We start from the raw sequence: 14,131 nt of genomic DNA on the forward strand, positions 1-14,131 counted from the left end.
TGCGCAAACTGCTAATATATTGGCTGATTTATAACAATGTGCAGATAATTCGGAAAGCGAAATGAAAACTATCATTGGGGTTGTACTGGCATCCGCCGTCGCAGTAGCCATGTACTTTTACCTGAACTCACTCACTAACCGAGGCATTGAACAAACCGTTGCAGAGGGAAATGCATTTCTTACGGCCAACAAAAGTAAACCTGGGATTATTACTACCGCCTCAGGTTTGGAATATGAATATTTGAACCATGGCACAGGCACAGTTCATCCCACCGCCGAAGATACCGTTAAGGTTCATTATGAGGGGCGCCTATTAGATGGCACGGTGTTTGATAGTTCAGTTAAGCGCGGCGAGCCACTCAAGTTTCCATTGAATCGCGTGATTAAAGGTTGGACAGAGGGGGTACAACTGATGGTCGAAGGGGACAAGGTGCGTTTTTTCATCCCCAACAATCTTGCCTATGGTAATCGCTCTGCCGGACCCATTCCCCCGGGAGCAGCACTGATATTTGATATTGAATTGCTGAAAATCAATCCGTAATCAAGTGTTATTCAGCTCAGAGAGCATGGCCATCAATCCCCGACACACCAGCGTTTCAGAGTCATCTACCCGACTGATTTGACACATGCCTGACATCGCTGGTGATACCATTTCGCGAATGTTGGCCACACACCCTTTATAATAATCTGCATTGGCAATGGTACTGCCTGCCAACCACAGATGCTGCGGATTAAACAAGTTGATGGCCCAAGCAATGCCCATTCCCAAATACGCCCCTGAACGATACAGTTCTACCGGGTTACGCAAACGTCGCTGACGGATAGACTCACCGCTGGCCATCTGCTCTAGCGTAAATTCACCCGATTCGGTCATCACCCAACAATTGCCAAGATCACCAGCCAAACCATTCGCCCCGGTAAAAACCTTACCGTGAATAGACAGTGCCAGTCCCATACCTTCGGAACACATCACCAATAGCTCACAGGCGTATTTGTTGCTGGTCACAGCGTGCATAGCGGCCTGTACATCATTGCAGACGACTTCTAGTGTACCTTTGGTATGTAACTTTTGCAGATTTTGCCCGGCCAATCCCGGCAAATGTTTGCAAGAGACTAACGAGTGATCTCTGACCATGCCGGGGAATGCCAGCGCTAGTCGATAATCCTGCAGTTGGTAGTCACTCTCTAAATCGGCGATTTGCTGATTTAAGTCATCCAGCGAGAAGCCTTCTCCTGTAGGGATTTTATATTGCTCGGTACTGCCCGCCTCACTGAACAGAAACAGCGCGGTTTCCGAACCGACATCAATTGTTAACTCCGCCATGCAATCCCCCAGAAGCTATACCGCAGTGCGATATAGTAGCACAGGCATCCATCATGCGGCACTGCCAATAACTTAACATATTGCTTTTACTGTAGTTCCAGTTGAATTATTGCACTCAATCATCATCAATTCACCCATGACGCACAAATATCGCAGTTAAAATATCCGTTTTACATTCTGGCAGTCCTTTAGCTGCAAACGACTGCCCCTTGCGGAAAGGATTAGTGGCTTGCGATAATCAGCCACAGATGCATTCATATTGACTGGCTTGCAACGCGCCTGAATTGCAAGCTGCTAACGGAGTAACCATGTCTGATAACATTGCCGCCCGTCTTACCGCTGTGCGTGGTGAGATGGCCAAGCTAAAGCTCGATGCCTTTATTCAACCACGTGCCGACGAGTATCTCGGTGAATACGTTCCCGCTCATAATGAACGGTTGTTGTGGTTAACGGGATTTACTGGCTCGGCGGGCATGGCCATCGTGATGAAAGACAGCGCGGCAGTGTTTGTTGACGGACGTTACGTCGTGCAAGTTCGTCAACAGGTGGACGCCAAGCTCTATCACTATGAAAGTCTGACTGATATGCCTCAATATCAATGGTTAGCCGCTCACCTGCCCAGCGGCAGCCGAGTTGGGGTCGATCCGCGTTGCCATACGCTGGCCTGGTTCAATGAGGCAATGGCCACCTTGGAGAAAGCCGGTATCGAGCTTATCGCCTTGGAAAACAATCCAGTGGATATTTGCTGGCACCCACGCCCGGCACCCACCAAAGATTTGGCTATTTTGTTCAGCGATGCGACTGCCGGTAAAACCAGCCTGCAAAAACGCAAGGAAATTGGCGAACTGGTGAAAAAGGCCGGAGCCGATGTCGCACTAATCACTGCGCTTGATTCTTTTTGCTGGCTGCTCAATATCCGCGGGCAGGATATCCCGCGCATTCCAGTCATCCTCGGGACCGCGCTGTTGCATGCCGATGGCACGATGATTCTCTTTACTGACCTGGATAAATTGCCACAAGGAATCGCTGCCCATGTCGGGACTGGCGTGAGTTTTAAAGCAGAAACAGAACTCAGTGATGCACTGATGGCACTCAATGGTAAAAAGCTATTGGCTGACCCCAACAGCGCCAATGCGGCCAGTCAGCTACAAGCCAAAGCCGCAGGTGCCAAGCTGATCGCCGGCAGTGATCCTGTTGCCATGCCCAAAGCCCGTAAAAACTCAGCAGAAATGCAGGGAATGATCGACAGCCATGTCCGTGATGGGGTGGCCGTTAGCCGTTTTCTGGCGTGGCTGGATAATGAAGTGGCCAATGACCGTCTTTACGATGAAGCCACACTGGCAGAAAAGCTGAAAGGTTTCCGCAAACAACATTCGCTCTACCGTGAACCTAGTTTCGACACCATTTCTGCTGCGGGTTCCAACGCGGCGATGTGCCATTACAACCATCTGAACGGTACGCCTAAGATGCTGGAAATGAACAGCATCTATCTGGTGGACTCCGGTGCGCAATATCTTGATGGCACTACCGATGTTACCCGCACCATTGCCATCGGCGCAGTAACCGACGAGCAGAAAAAACTGGTGACACTGGTACTTAAAGGCCATATCGCACTGGATCAGGCTCGCTTCCCGAAAGGCACCACCGGTCAGCAACTGGATATTCTGGCGCGCCAATATCTGTGGCAGCAGGGGTTTGATTATGACCACGGCACAGGTCACGGTGTCGGCCATTATCTGAGTGTGCATGAAGGCCCGCAACGTATCGGCAAAAATCACAACGCCGTTCCCTTGGAACCCGGAATGATCCTGTCCAATGAACCCGGTTATTATCGTGAAGGGGCCTTCGGCATTCGCTTGGAAAATTTGCTGACAGTAAAACCTTGTGCAGAACTCGCTGGGGCTGAACGGGAAATCTATTGCTTTGAAGCGCTGACATTAATTCCGATGGATAAGCGTTTGTTTGATAAAAAGCTGCTGACAGATGCCGAAATCGGCTGGGTTAACCGTTATCACCAACGCGTTTACACCACGTTGTCACCAATGCTGTCTGGTGCGGAGCTGACGTGGCTACAGCAGGCAACATCAGCCCTGTAGCAACTATTGGCGGAGGAACAGATGTTCCTCCGTAGCTTATGTCATCCCTTGAATTCGGTTATACTTGCCGCCATATAAACTGCAGTAGCGTTGTTGAGAGAGTCATGCAGATGCTGAATACTGAATTTGATAAATATCTGGAATTTCCTACGTCATTTCCGTTTAAAGTGGTAGGAGATTACAGTGAAGCGCTGGCCGAGCAAGTGGTCATGGTCGTGCAGAAACATGCCCCCGGCGATTACACCACCTCATCCAAAACTTCCAGTAAAGGTAGTTACCTTTCCGTGACCATCAGAGTACAAGTCACCAGCAAAGAACATATAGAAACCTTGTACACTGAACTTGCCGCCATTGAAGGGGTTCGTCGGGTGTTATAACCCATCACAAAATGTGATCTAGATTACATTTTTGCCGACTCTGGGTATAATGGCCGGCAGATCCACAGGGAGAGATGTTGCCCTTGTCCGAAAAAACCTTACACGTGTTCCATCTGGGTAAGATGGATTATGAAACGGTATGGCACGCAATGCAGCACTATACCGATATCCGCGACGATAATAGCCCCGATGAGCTATGGTTGGTGGAACACCCACCTGTATTTACCCAAGGTCAGGCTGGCAAGGCCGAGCATATTTTGGCGCCGGGTGATATACCGGTAGTACAAGTTGACCGCGGTGGTCAGGTGACTTATCACGGCCCTGGACAGATGGTTGCGTATCCGCTGTTAAACGTGCGCCAACTGAAGATTGGTGTACGGCAGTTGGTCACCGACATTGAGCAATCGGTTGTAGGCGTACTGGCACGTTTTCAGATAGAAGCTTATCCGAAAGCAGATGCCCCCGGGGTTTATGTCGATGGTAAAAAGATCGCATCTTTGGGATTGCGCATCCGCCGAGGCTGTTCCTTCCACGGCGTCGCGTTCAACGTCGATATGGACTTGGAGCCATTCCACCGCATCAACCCTTGTGGTTACGCCGGGCTGGAGATGACTCAGTGTAAAGATCTGGGTGGTCCCGCCACCGTCGAGGAAGCTGCTAAGCTCTTCAGTGAAATTTTCAGCCAGCGACTTGGCTATCAGCAATTACAGCATTACCAAGGATTACCAGAGTCATGAACAGGCCAGAAAGATTACAACCCGGCGTAAAATTGCGTGACGCCGATAAAGTTGCCCGCATTCCCGTAAAGGTGGTCCCGTCTGAACGCGACACTATGCTGCGCAAACCCGACTGGTTGCGTGTAAAGCTGCCGTCGTCCAATCAACGTATCCTGGATATCAAACAGGCACTGCGCAGCCATGGCCTGCATTCCGTCTGTGAAGAAGCCTCCTGCCCCAACTTGGCAGAATGCTTTAATCATGGTACAGCGACCTTTATGATCTTGGGTGCCATCTGCACTCGTCGCTGTCCTTTTTGCGATGTCGCCCATGGTCGTCCGCTCAAACCCGATCCGGAAGAGCCATTACAATTGGCGCGCACCATTCGTGATATGAAGCTCAAGTACGTGGTGATCACTTCAGTGGACCGCGACGACTTGCGTGATGGCGGCGCACAGCACTTTGCTGACTGTATCCGTGAGATCCGTAAACTCAATCCACATATCAAAATAGAAATTCTGGTACCTGACTTCCGCGGGCGTATTGAACAGGCATTGGATATTCTGGCAACTGAGCCACCAGATGTGTTCAACCACAATCTGGAAACCGCCCCGGCGCATTATCGTAAAGCGCGCCCCGGCGCAAACTATCAGTGGTCGTTAAATCTGCTGCAGCAGTTCAAACAGCGCCACACAGAAATCCCGACCAAATCCGGTCTGATGATGGGACTTGGGGAAACCAATGAAGAGATCGTTCAGGTATTAAAAGATCTCCGTTCCCATGGGGTGAACATGCTGACTTTGGGGCAATATCTGCAACCATCCCGTTTCCATCTGCCGGTAGAGCGCTATGTCACGCCGCAGGAGTTTGATGAACTGCATGACATCGCGGTGGAATTAGGCTTTACCCACGCCGCCTGTGGGCCACTGGTTCGCTCCAGCTATCATGCTGATTTGCAAGCGCAGGGCAAAGAAGTTAAGTAACGCCTCTTAAATAAGAGAAAAGCCGCCATCTGGCGGCTTTTCTCTTTCGACAAATCATGCCTGAATATCACAATGCAGCTTTAACTCCATCAACATTGCGTCTTCTCGGCCTGCAGCTGTGTGGTAATAATTTCTACGACTGCCAGTTTCAATAAAACCAAGATGACGGTAGAGGCCTATGGCTGAAGCATTACTGACCCTGACTTCCAGCAGTAACACCTCAATATGTTGGGCTTTTAACGACGCGATTGTTTGTTCCAGCAGCAGTTTGCCAAATCCCTTTCCTTGCTCACTGGGCTTCACACAAATATTCATCAATGTCGCTTCTTCAAACAGGCACTGCATAATACTGAAGCCTATTAGCTGTGCATTATCGTCAAACAATCCCAGTTGCTGGTAAAAACGGCCAAAGCAACTGGCAAGGGTTGCCTCGTCCCAAGGATAAGGATGTGCCTGCTGCTCGACTAACAGCATTTGCGATAATTGCGCTATCGAAAGCGGTAATACTTGAGCCATTATTGAATATTATCCAGATGACGCCACAGCTGTTGCCACAAAACACGTTTGGCTTCGCTATCACTTTGTAGCGACGCTAATGCAGGAGTAGAGAGAGTCGCATTATGAGCCGTTGATTCACCAAAGGACCACAATACATTTGTGCCCGTAGCGACTTCGGCTACCACACGGCATTTTTCTGGTGCAATCCCCAGCAACGCTAACACCGTTGCAACGATGGGATGTTGCAGCAGCGATTGACCAGCATCTGCCAGCAAAAAAACTTCATCGGTGACATCGCTGCTCGCTCGTAAGTGCCACTCGGTCACACCCATGGCATAAAGAAATTTATTCATCAACAAACACCACACTGAATTGGTGAATAAGGATATCAAATTATCACTTTATAAGTCCTGTCCGCCTTAACAAACCATCAGTTTTTCAAGTCTATCGATTGCCGGTATCTATTTTATCAACTTTAAACAGGCCATCTGACGGCTATGATATGGAGGTATCGAGAATAGGAGGTTTATCATGAATACATCCGTCAATATTGGTATTAATCAGGCTGACCGCCTGGAAATTACCCAAGGGCTAAACAAGCTGCTGGCCGACACATACAGCCTCTACCTCAAGACTCACAGCTTTCATTGGAATGTTACCGGCCCCATGTTCAACACGCTACACCTGATGTTCGAAACGCAGTATACAGAACTCGCCACCGCTGTAGACATTATTGCCGAAAGGGTTCGGACTTTAGGCGAACGCGCGTTGGGTTCTTATAGTGGCTACGCGAACGTCACAAGCATCAAAGAAGACAATGGGGTAAACGATGCCATGCAGATGTTATTGGAGTTACTGGATGGGCAGGAAACCATTATTCGCAGCGCCAGAGCTCTATATCCGCTGGTGAATCAAGCAAATGACGAAGCGACCGCTGACCTGCTGACGCAACGTATTCAGTTGCACGAAAAAACCGCTTGGATGCTACGCAGTATGTTAGCCAGTTAAGGTTTCCGATATAAAAGACCACCGATAATCGGTCTTCGTACTGTTGAATGGGCTACTTGAGATGAACGAAAAACGGCTCGCACATTACATGCAAGCCGTTGAAATTAGTGGCAGGGGTGACAGGACTCGAACCCGTAACCGTCGGTTTTGGAGTGAGTTATTTAAGTCATAAAAATCAATCAGATAAGATTTTCATTAGAAAATTAAACTAGAAAAAACATCGAATAAACACATGATTTTTAATGTTTTACATTGCTAATTTCTAACTATTTTAATCACAAAAAAAGATACCTATTCGCGCATACTTAACTACTACACTTTTATGGTAGTCCCCGAAAAATAACCATATCCATCGTTCAGCACTCTTTGTCCTTTTTATGATTACTAAAAACTAGTCACTACGCCACTACACCCACTATCTCTGATGACGACCTGCTTTTTAGAAAAATAACGTACTACATGTGAATTGAAAGCATTTCTGATTGATTGTTAGCTCTCTCAAATCATTGAATAGCCACAAGCATGCCCCTGATGTGTGAGAGTAATGAAGTCTCATACCAAGTAATAAAGATTCATACTGAGTATTAGAGTACCATACTAAAATGGCAGCGATTGCAGTCGGTACGTTGCCATTGCTAAATCGAAAATGCCCCTTTTCTCGTTAGTACTTTTACTCATTCACATCTTGTTAATGCGAGTTTGCCCTACGAAAAGTTATCCCTAGCTTTTGTTTGTTATCTAGCCTGTATCACGAGGTATAGTTGACCAAGTGACTAGTGCGCGTACAACTCTAGCCCTGTATATCAATTAGTGTAAAGATGAAATGCTATCCATCTGATTTTAAGCTACTATTTTGTAGTGAACGGGAGTATGAAGGAGAGGGAGATGCATCGAAGCATTAGGCATAGTGATAGTGACTATTATTTAAACTACCTTAACATTTCTGCCCATAACACCAATGACAATCGTCAACTATGTAGCGGTAGCAAGTTTTTCTCGTACATCAAAAATAATTTTGGTATCAAGCGACTTCCCTATAACTTGAAGTTGATAGACTTAATTTCGAACGATGTTAGTGCTTATGAACTTTGTGTCAATTTGCCTGATAAGTATTTTTTAGACTGGGAGAACTATCCAACGATAGGAGGGAAACAATGTGTAGATCCTCAAGTAAAGAATGCTGCATATTACGATGTATTTATAAGAAATTTTCAAGATGAATCACTAACTGATTTTATACACCCTTACGATACTTCTTTGAAAGAGATATTCGTGAATGTGTTTAAAACTGATACCACTTTAAAGCCTGAGTTAAAAGACCATCCTAACGGTCGCTCTTATCGTTCATGCGAATACTACCTTGCGTATTGGCGCTCTTACATCATATTTGAAACTATTGCTAACTGTATGTTTATAGAGAAATACCTCGATAAGCGCTCAGGTACTGAATACTTTAAAAAAGAATACAATAAAGTCAACGCTCATTGGGTTTCAAAATACGCTCAAACGTTCAAGCGTATTGCTAACTATAGAACTATTAATACAAGGTGTAGTTGCCCCCACCAAAACGGACAGCTTAACTCGCCACTTTAAGAGCTCGATACTCTCTAGGTGACATCATTTTCAATCCACTGTGTGGGTGGTAATTGTTGTAATCGTCAAACCATTCAGCGAGCTTTGCAAGCACCGTGGCTGCGTCTGGACGGTCGTTCAGGTATACATAATCTCGTTTAAACGTCTTCACGAAAGCTTCTGCCATGCCATTGCTTTGCGGGCTTCTAACTGGCGTCGTGCACACCTTAAAACCGAGTGACTTGGCGAACTGCCGTGTTTCTTCGGCGATATAACAACTGCCATTATCGGTTAACCATTCGACGGTATGTGGCAACTCTCGGACATCTCCGAAGCGCTGTTCCATGCTTTCAACCAAAATGTCTTGAACCATGTCAGCGCGGATACCCGTCGTTGTGGCTACATAACTCATAATTTCACGATCACAGCAATCTAAGCTAAATGCCACGCGCACTTTTTCTTTGTTCCAGCACGTTATTTCAAAGCCATCTGAGCACCAGCGAGTGTTTGGGTGCAACGTAATAACCTGACCGTCATGAGCGCGGTGCTCACTTACACGACCGGTATGTTTGCGTAACAGCAAGTTGTTTTGTTGCATCAGGCGATAGACGCGTTTTGGATTCACTCGCGTAATTACATGCTGCTCTGCTTTCAACTGGCGATTTAAATGCGCAGTAATCCGGCGATAGCCGTTGCTTTCACGCTCCTCGCAGATGTCGATTATTAACGGCAATAACAGCGCATCATCAGCCTTGTTGTAGCGTACTGAGCGGCCTTCTCGGCGCACGGACAAACGTTGGTATAAGTTCGAACGCGACACGCCAAGAGCCGCAGCTACTCGGAGGACAGGGAATCGTCCGGTGGTAGCAATGGCATGCGCGATATCAACTTTTTTGACTGGGCTATCTCCAGCGCCTCTTTTAGAATTTCGGTTTCCATCGTTTTACGGCCGAGCAACTGCTCAAGCTGTTTCACTTTCTTTTGAAGCGCCTTATGGTCTGCAGCACTGACGACTTCGTCACCAGACTGGATAGCAGACATACCACCATCTTGCATGAGCTTTTTCCACTTAAACAATAGACTCGGGGTTATGCCGTTTTGCCTGGCAACCAGCGAAACCGAATAGCCCGGCTGCATAGTCATGGCAACGAACTTTGCTTTTTCTTGCGGAGTATAACGACGGCGACGTTGTTCGCCAGTAATAATTTCAATACGTTCCATAGACACTCCTTAAAGATAGGTCTAAGCCTATCGCTTAACTAATGAGTGTCCGTTTTAATTGGGGGCTATTACACAAGGTTTGTTTTTGATGATGGTAAAATTGGAAATACATTCTCTGAAATGTCCCTGTTTGTCTTGGATCTAACACATTCATCTAAAGATCAACTTATATCTGACATGACTTTATTGCTAGAGCTTTTTTCTTTATGGGAAGATAAAAGTAAAGTTCAAGGAATGAATTGCTATGAGTTAGCATTAGAATTACTGCGAAAAGACATATATTTCTTATTTGAATGGCTAACTTATTTGGGTGAAAACGAACGTGAGCTTATAGAAAAATGGTCATATCGTGGTCGTATGAGAGAACGCCATTCTCAATTAGCAGATGTATTAGATTTTGAAGAGTTGAAGTTTAAAGAGACTTTTTCTAGATATACCCCAGTTTACTTATCATCAATAGATAAATTGCTGGATAAGCAAGATTTAGGCTCTTGGTATAACGAATTAGAGTTACTCCCTGGTTTCTATCCGTGGATTCGAAGTTTTCATGATCTGCATCATACACTTAACTCGAAAAGCAATGTACACCTCGTTCAGCCACGAATTCTAGACAACTTGCTAGTCTTGACAATAAGAACAGAGATCTTAATAAAAAGCATATTGCTTAACAAGTACGCAGAATCTGAAGATGATTTAAAGAAAGCCATTAAGTTACTAGCCGCGCATGTAGCAGATACAAAATCGAAGGTAGTATATGAAGCTGTTACTGGGAAAGATTGTTGGGATCTTACTAGCTTGAGACATACACCTGAAGATATTTTCCATAAAATAGATTCAGTCTCAGTAGGCCAAAGATGGTCTAAGGAACAACGTTACTTTCTCACTCAAACACTAAAGTTCATCGCATCTAGGAACTACTTCGCACATCATTCCTATAAAGATGGTGATATGAATGACCAAAGTAGCAGTCAAAGCAGAACCGTTTTGATTTCATGCTTGTACACAGTTCTTTATGTATATGCAAGTACGAAAGCATAAAAAGCTCAACTCGTAACTTTATCAAATTAGTGGTTACAAACAAATCGAGCAGACTTTGCATTACAAAAAGTTATGTATTGGTTTCTAATTTAGCAAATCCATAGACAAGGTTCTGTCCAGAAATGAGTTACAACGAGTATGATACTTTAATACTCAGCTGTAGCTTGATTCGGACTTGATGGATGCAATCAGTATGAATCTTTATTTTTGATCATGTTTAATCTTAAACTGTTCGAGCAGGGTTGCTTGACTGTTTGGTATCAAACTTTATTTCTCTCTTACACCTGAGCGTGTAACCTCATTTATGGACATTTTCGAGTTAGATTTCTAGCTCTAATTGATGAATTTCGGATAACAATTTCTATGGATTAACGCTCCACTAACCTGCGTCGCTTGCGGTGTCTGTGTTTAGTGGCTTGTTAGATTGTGTTTGTGATTTATTTGAGCATTTTAGAAATGACTCCCCGACAGCATCAACGTAACGCTGAATCAGCATCAGAAACAATGTTGAATTAGTGTAATCAAGCTCATTATCTTCATGGATATGTGCTGTTAAAAATGCCGACGTGATTTGCGCTAAGGTTATAGCTGTCATGTGTGCTGGTTCAACCATTCCAGAATTCGATTGACCAACTAACAACATATCTTGTTTTGCTTCAGACATTGCAAACAATGACAACATTTCGCTGTAGTCAGCATGCACATTCCTACTTGCCAATTTATAGTTGTGAGACCATTTCCCTAACCCAACATCTTCGCGTAATTTTTCAAGCTTTGAAACTCCTGCGTATTTTCTAGCCCAATGAAAATGTGTTTCTCCTTCTGATATTTCTTCCTTCAAAGCTATAGCAGCCGATATTTCATTTTCATCATATGGTTGAAGGTTCATCTCTTTTGCTGTCTTTTGGTACTCTTCCATCCCCTCAACAGCCTTAACTCGTCCGTGACGAATGTAATCTTTAGCGGCATCACGTCCATACTTGTTAATAACCAAACAAGTAACCGAAATCTCGAATAATGAGCGCCATCTTGCAAGAGCACCATCAGGATACCCCCCTTTTAGGAGCAGAATTATTTCCCCTACAATACGGCAAGCATTGGCATGCTGGCGCATTAAAACGCCAAGCAATGGGTCGGTTTCATATTCGGGAATAGACAAAAAATGCTTTTGAAACTCCATGCCAGCTTCAATTGAAATTTGACGAAGCATCTCTAGTTTTTGAAAACCATCCTTCCACCTCAGATAGTTCCTTTTCTTGAATTCTTCAGAGATTAATTTAAGCTCTTTTACATTTTCGTCTTCAGAAGCACTCATTAGCTCATAAAGGTATAAAGAACTTCTTTCTAATAGCTCTGAAAGCTCATAAGACTCAGAGTTTTCATCCAACTGCTCTTTAACATGTTTTAGAATTTCTTCGAACATCCAATCACCCTATGAGCAATCTAACGCTCAAGCTGTAGGGCCGTAGCGAAGCTGAGGCCCTACACGAGCGCCTTGTTAGATTTCATTTGCAGCCTTTAGAGCCGCTAAGGTGACGAGATATTGATTTGCTACAAGCTCAAAAGCTTTACCAATATCTAGAATCGGAAAGTTAGCAGTTTTTCCAAATGCTGTTTGAAGTATGTTGTTCAGATTTTTTCCATGCGTATCAAAGCTCGTGACTCTGTAGATGAAATATAAATAACTAAGGCGATCACCATAGTTATTGGTCAATTGCGCAAGCATGCTGTTGACATCCATTGCTTTTGGCGCACTAGCCCATGCTGTTTGTGAAGGCTCAAGCTTATCTTTATGGGGCAGCAATGGCTCATTTAGCAGCTTGTTGTAATCTCGCTTAAACGAATTTATGAGCTCTTGGTATCTGCTGTCCCTTTTTGCGGCATCATCAAATATGTATAGCAGCCAAAAGTAATTCTCCATTAGTGAGCGAGAAAGAATATGCGTGATATATCGCTCATCTACACTAGCACTCGTGTCGGCTTTGAAGCTGCTCAGAATCGTTCCGGCTACAGAATGAAATCGAAGAGCCTCCTGTGAAAAAAAGCCGATAGCGCCATCCTTTGCCGATAACAGCTTTAGTTCTTCAAGGTTTGATTTTAACTGATCGAAATATTGGCTCATTATGCTTCCTTTGAAATCTAACGATCATAACGCAACGGTGCGGTTTTCCGTGTCCGTTGCCGTGGCTTGTTTTGTGAGAGGCAGATTATGTAGGAGGTGCGCATGGTGATGGGCTATTTGACGTCCTTGTATCTGAACTCTCCTATTCCGCCAACATTGAGAATGTTTGTTCCTCACTTGAAGCTGGCTGGCGGTGGCTGCGTACAAGCTTGCTTCAACTGCTTATGTAGTAACTTTGTCGCATTACTAAAATTTGGTCAATCTTTGTATGTCAGATTCAGCCTAATATCACATGCTGAATCACGATGGGGAATCTCCGTCCTAGTTTATATCCCACCACTTGCTGGAGAACGTCCAAAGTTGGTAGTTGTTAGTTCTGAGCAGTTAGTTTCGGATTAAGATTTCAATGGATTAATTCATTTTATTTTCTTGTATTTCAGGAATATTCCATTTTTGCCGCCGGCTTGTAAATTACCGTTCTTATCAAGCAAAAAATACTCTCCATGAGGGTTGCCCCCCTTTTCGACAAGCTTTGTGCCAACTGCTGTCCGGGATTCGGCCATCTCTTCTATGGAGCTGCTGCCGTCCTTATATTTCGATTCCAAATATAGTTTTTTGTTTTTGCGATATATCGTTATTGTAGCGCCTGCGTATGGCCTATCATCCATCCATATGCCTACTGAATCGGTGGATGAGCTTTTTGCGGCACGCGCCATCTTATCTTCTTCATCAGCGGTAAGGCCAAGGATTTTCACTTCTAATTCAGGATCGAAATGAGTTGTTGCCCAAGCACCAGCACCAACCTTCATATCAGGAAGATAGTAAGCAATAAAAGTCCTCTCATATTTCTTTAGCTCCGAATTCTTTAATTTTAGAGCAATCGTTTTTAGCACCTCTGCCGATACTTTCTTATCCAGCCTCACATCAACACTCCGTTTTACGTCACGAAAGCCGTTGTCGGAAATTATTGTGTAGGTTGCTCCTTCTACAGTTGCAGCTTGTACCCGTACCATTAGGACCATACAAATAATTAACATGGTAAAGCTGAAAAGACGTTTCGATAAAGTAATCATGCTCATTCCCTTTGAATTGCAACCATTCCTCTAGTCACTCTGTAGCATTACTTAAATTTGGTCAACTAGATCGAGCCATACAGATATGGACATAACGGGCTGA

The 14,131-nt window shown here is 44.9% G+C and carries 15 protein-coding genes; 8 read left to right on the plus strand and 7 right to left on the minus strand.

Features of this window, described 5'->3' with window-relative positions; translation table 11 throughout:
- Window positions 1–109: 109 nt before the first annotated feature.
- The gene (locus KDN34_RS12800) at window positions 110–541 is read left to right on the plus strand and encodes an FKBP-type peptidyl-prolyl cis-trans isomerase (RefSeq protein ID WP_407695806.1); all 432 of its coding nucleotides are present in this window, start codon (window positions 110–112) and stop codon (window positions 539–541) included.
- Here the strand turns inward: KDN34_RS12800 and KDN34_RS12805 are convergent, their stop codons facing one another.
- Window positions 542–1,324 (minus strand): ROK family protein, encoded by a 783-nt coding sequence (locus KDN34_RS12805; protein ID WP_212594137.1) that lies wholly within the window; start codon window positions 1,322–1,324, stop codon window positions 542–544.
- A gap of 308 nt (window positions 1,325–1,632) precedes the next feature.
- Between KDN34_RS12805 and KDN34_RS12810 the strand changes: the two genes are divergently transcribed.
- The 4 genes from KDN34_RS12810 to lipA all read left to right on the plus strand — a co-directional run bounded on the left by KDN34_RS12810 (window position 1,633) and on the right by lipA (window position 5,496).
- Entirely contained in the window at window positions 1,633–3,420 is a 1,788-nt protein-coding gene (locus KDN34_RS12810) for an aminopeptidase P family protein (RefSeq protein ID WP_212594138.1), read from the plus strand.
- A 110-nt stretch (window positions 3,421–3,530) separates the two neighbouring features.
- Window positions 3,531–3,797 (plus strand): DUF493 family protein YbeD, encoded by a 267-nt coding sequence (gene ybeD, locus KDN34_RS12815; protein WP_212594139.1) that lies wholly within the window; start codon window positions 3,531–3,533, stop codon window positions 3,795–3,797.
- 83 nt (window positions 3,798–3,880) lie between these two features.
- Window positions 3,881–4,534, plus strand: a complete 654-nt coding sequence (lipB, locus tag KDN34_RS12820; RefSeq protein WP_212594140.1) for a lipoyl(octanoyl) transferase LipB — start codon at window positions 3,881–3,883, stop codon at window positions 4,532–4,534.
- Window positions 4,531–5,496, plus strand: coding sequence for a lipoyl synthase (gene lipA, locus KDN34_RS12825; protein WP_212594141.1), 966 nt, complete (start codon window positions 4,531–4,533; stop codon window positions 5,494–5,496). Before lipB ends, lipA begins: the two co-directional genes overlap by 4 nt.
- Window positions 5,497–5,550: 54 nt before the next feature.
- Here lipA and rimI read toward each other — a convergent pair whose 3' ends face one another.
- Together rimI and KDN34_RS12835 are read right to left on the minus strand one after the other, a co-directional pair.
- Complete coding sequence (rimI, locus tag KDN34_RS12830; protein ID WP_212594142.1) at window positions 5,551–6,012, minus strand: ribosomal protein S18-alanine N-acetyltransferase; 462 nt, start codon at window positions 6,010–6,012, stop codon at window positions 5,551–5,553.
- A complete protein-coding gene (locus KDN34_RS12835; RefSeq protein WP_212594143.1) occupies window positions 6,012–6,347 on the minus strand; it encodes a DNA polymerase III subunit psi in 336 nt (111 codons plus the stop codon). Before KDN34_RS12835 ends, rimI begins: the two co-directional genes overlap by 1 nt.
- A gap of 178 nt (window positions 6,348–6,525) precedes the next feature.
- Between KDN34_RS12835 and KDN34_RS12840 the strand changes: the two genes are divergently transcribed.
- Both KDN34_RS12840 and KDN34_RS12845 read left to right on the plus strand, forming a co-directional pair.
- A complete protein-coding gene (locus tag KDN34_RS12840) occupies window positions 6,526–7,002 on the plus strand; it encodes a Dps family protein (protein ID WP_212594144.1) in 477 nt (158 codons plus the stop codon).
- Window positions 7,003–7,887: 885 nt separating this feature from the next.
- Window positions 7,888–8,595 carry a hypothetical protein gene (locus KDN34_RS12845; protein WP_212594145.1) on the plus strand — a complete coding sequence of 236 codons (708 nt, stop codon included), beginning with the start codon at window positions 7,888–7,890 and terminating at the stop codon, window positions 8,593–8,595.
- On the opposite strand, the gene KDN34_RS12850 is transcribed toward KDN34_RS12845, so the two are convergent.
- A protein-coding gene (locus KDN34_RS12850) for an IS3 family transposase (protein WP_407695771.1) occupies window positions 8,579–9,795 on the minus strand; the annotation gives its coding sequence in 2 pieces (ribosomal slippage) (window positions 8,579–9,480 and window positions 9,480–9,795; 1,218 coding nt in all). The two genes, KDN34_RS12845 and KDN34_RS12850, sit on opposite strands and share 17 nt — an antisense overlap.
- Window positions 9,796–9,840: 45 nt before the next feature.
- Between KDN34_RS12850 and KDN34_RS12855 the strand changes: the two genes are divergently transcribed.
- Window positions 9,841–10,833: a hypothetical protein gene (locus KDN34_RS12855; protein ID WP_212594147.1), complete on the plus strand. Its 993-nt coding sequence runs from the start codon at window positions 9,841–9,843 to the stop codon at window positions 10,831–10,833.
- A gap of 379 nt (window positions 10,834–11,212) precedes the next feature.
- Here KDN34_RS12855 and KDN34_RS12860 read toward each other — a convergent pair whose 3' ends face one another.
- The 3 genes from KDN34_RS12860 to KDN34_RS12870 form a co-directional block, all read right to left on the minus strand.
- Window positions 11,213–12,256: a DUF5677 domain-containing protein gene (locus KDN34_RS12860; RefSeq protein ID WP_212594148.1), complete on the minus strand. Its 1,044-nt coding sequence runs from the start codon at window positions 12,254–12,256 to the stop codon at window positions 11,213–11,215.
- Between the two features lie 75 nt (window positions 12,257–12,331).
- Complete coding sequence (locus tag KDN34_RS12865) at window positions 12,332–12,955, minus strand: hypothetical protein (RefSeq protein ID WP_212594149.1); 624 nt, start codon at window positions 12,953–12,955, stop codon at window positions 12,332–12,334.
- 416 nt (window positions 12,956–13,371) lie between these two features.
- Entirely contained in the window at window positions 13,372–14,028 is a 657-nt protein-coding gene (locus KDN34_RS12870) for a hypothetical protein (protein ID WP_212594150.1), read from the minus strand.
- Between the last annotated feature and the right edge of the window lie 103 nt (window positions 14,029–14,131).

The sequence above is a fragment of the Shewanella yunxiaonensis genome, from assembly GCF_018223345.1.
Lineage (GTDB): Bacteria > Pseudomonadota > Gammaproteobacteria > Enterobacterales > Shewanellaceae > Shewanella > Shewanella yunxiaonensis.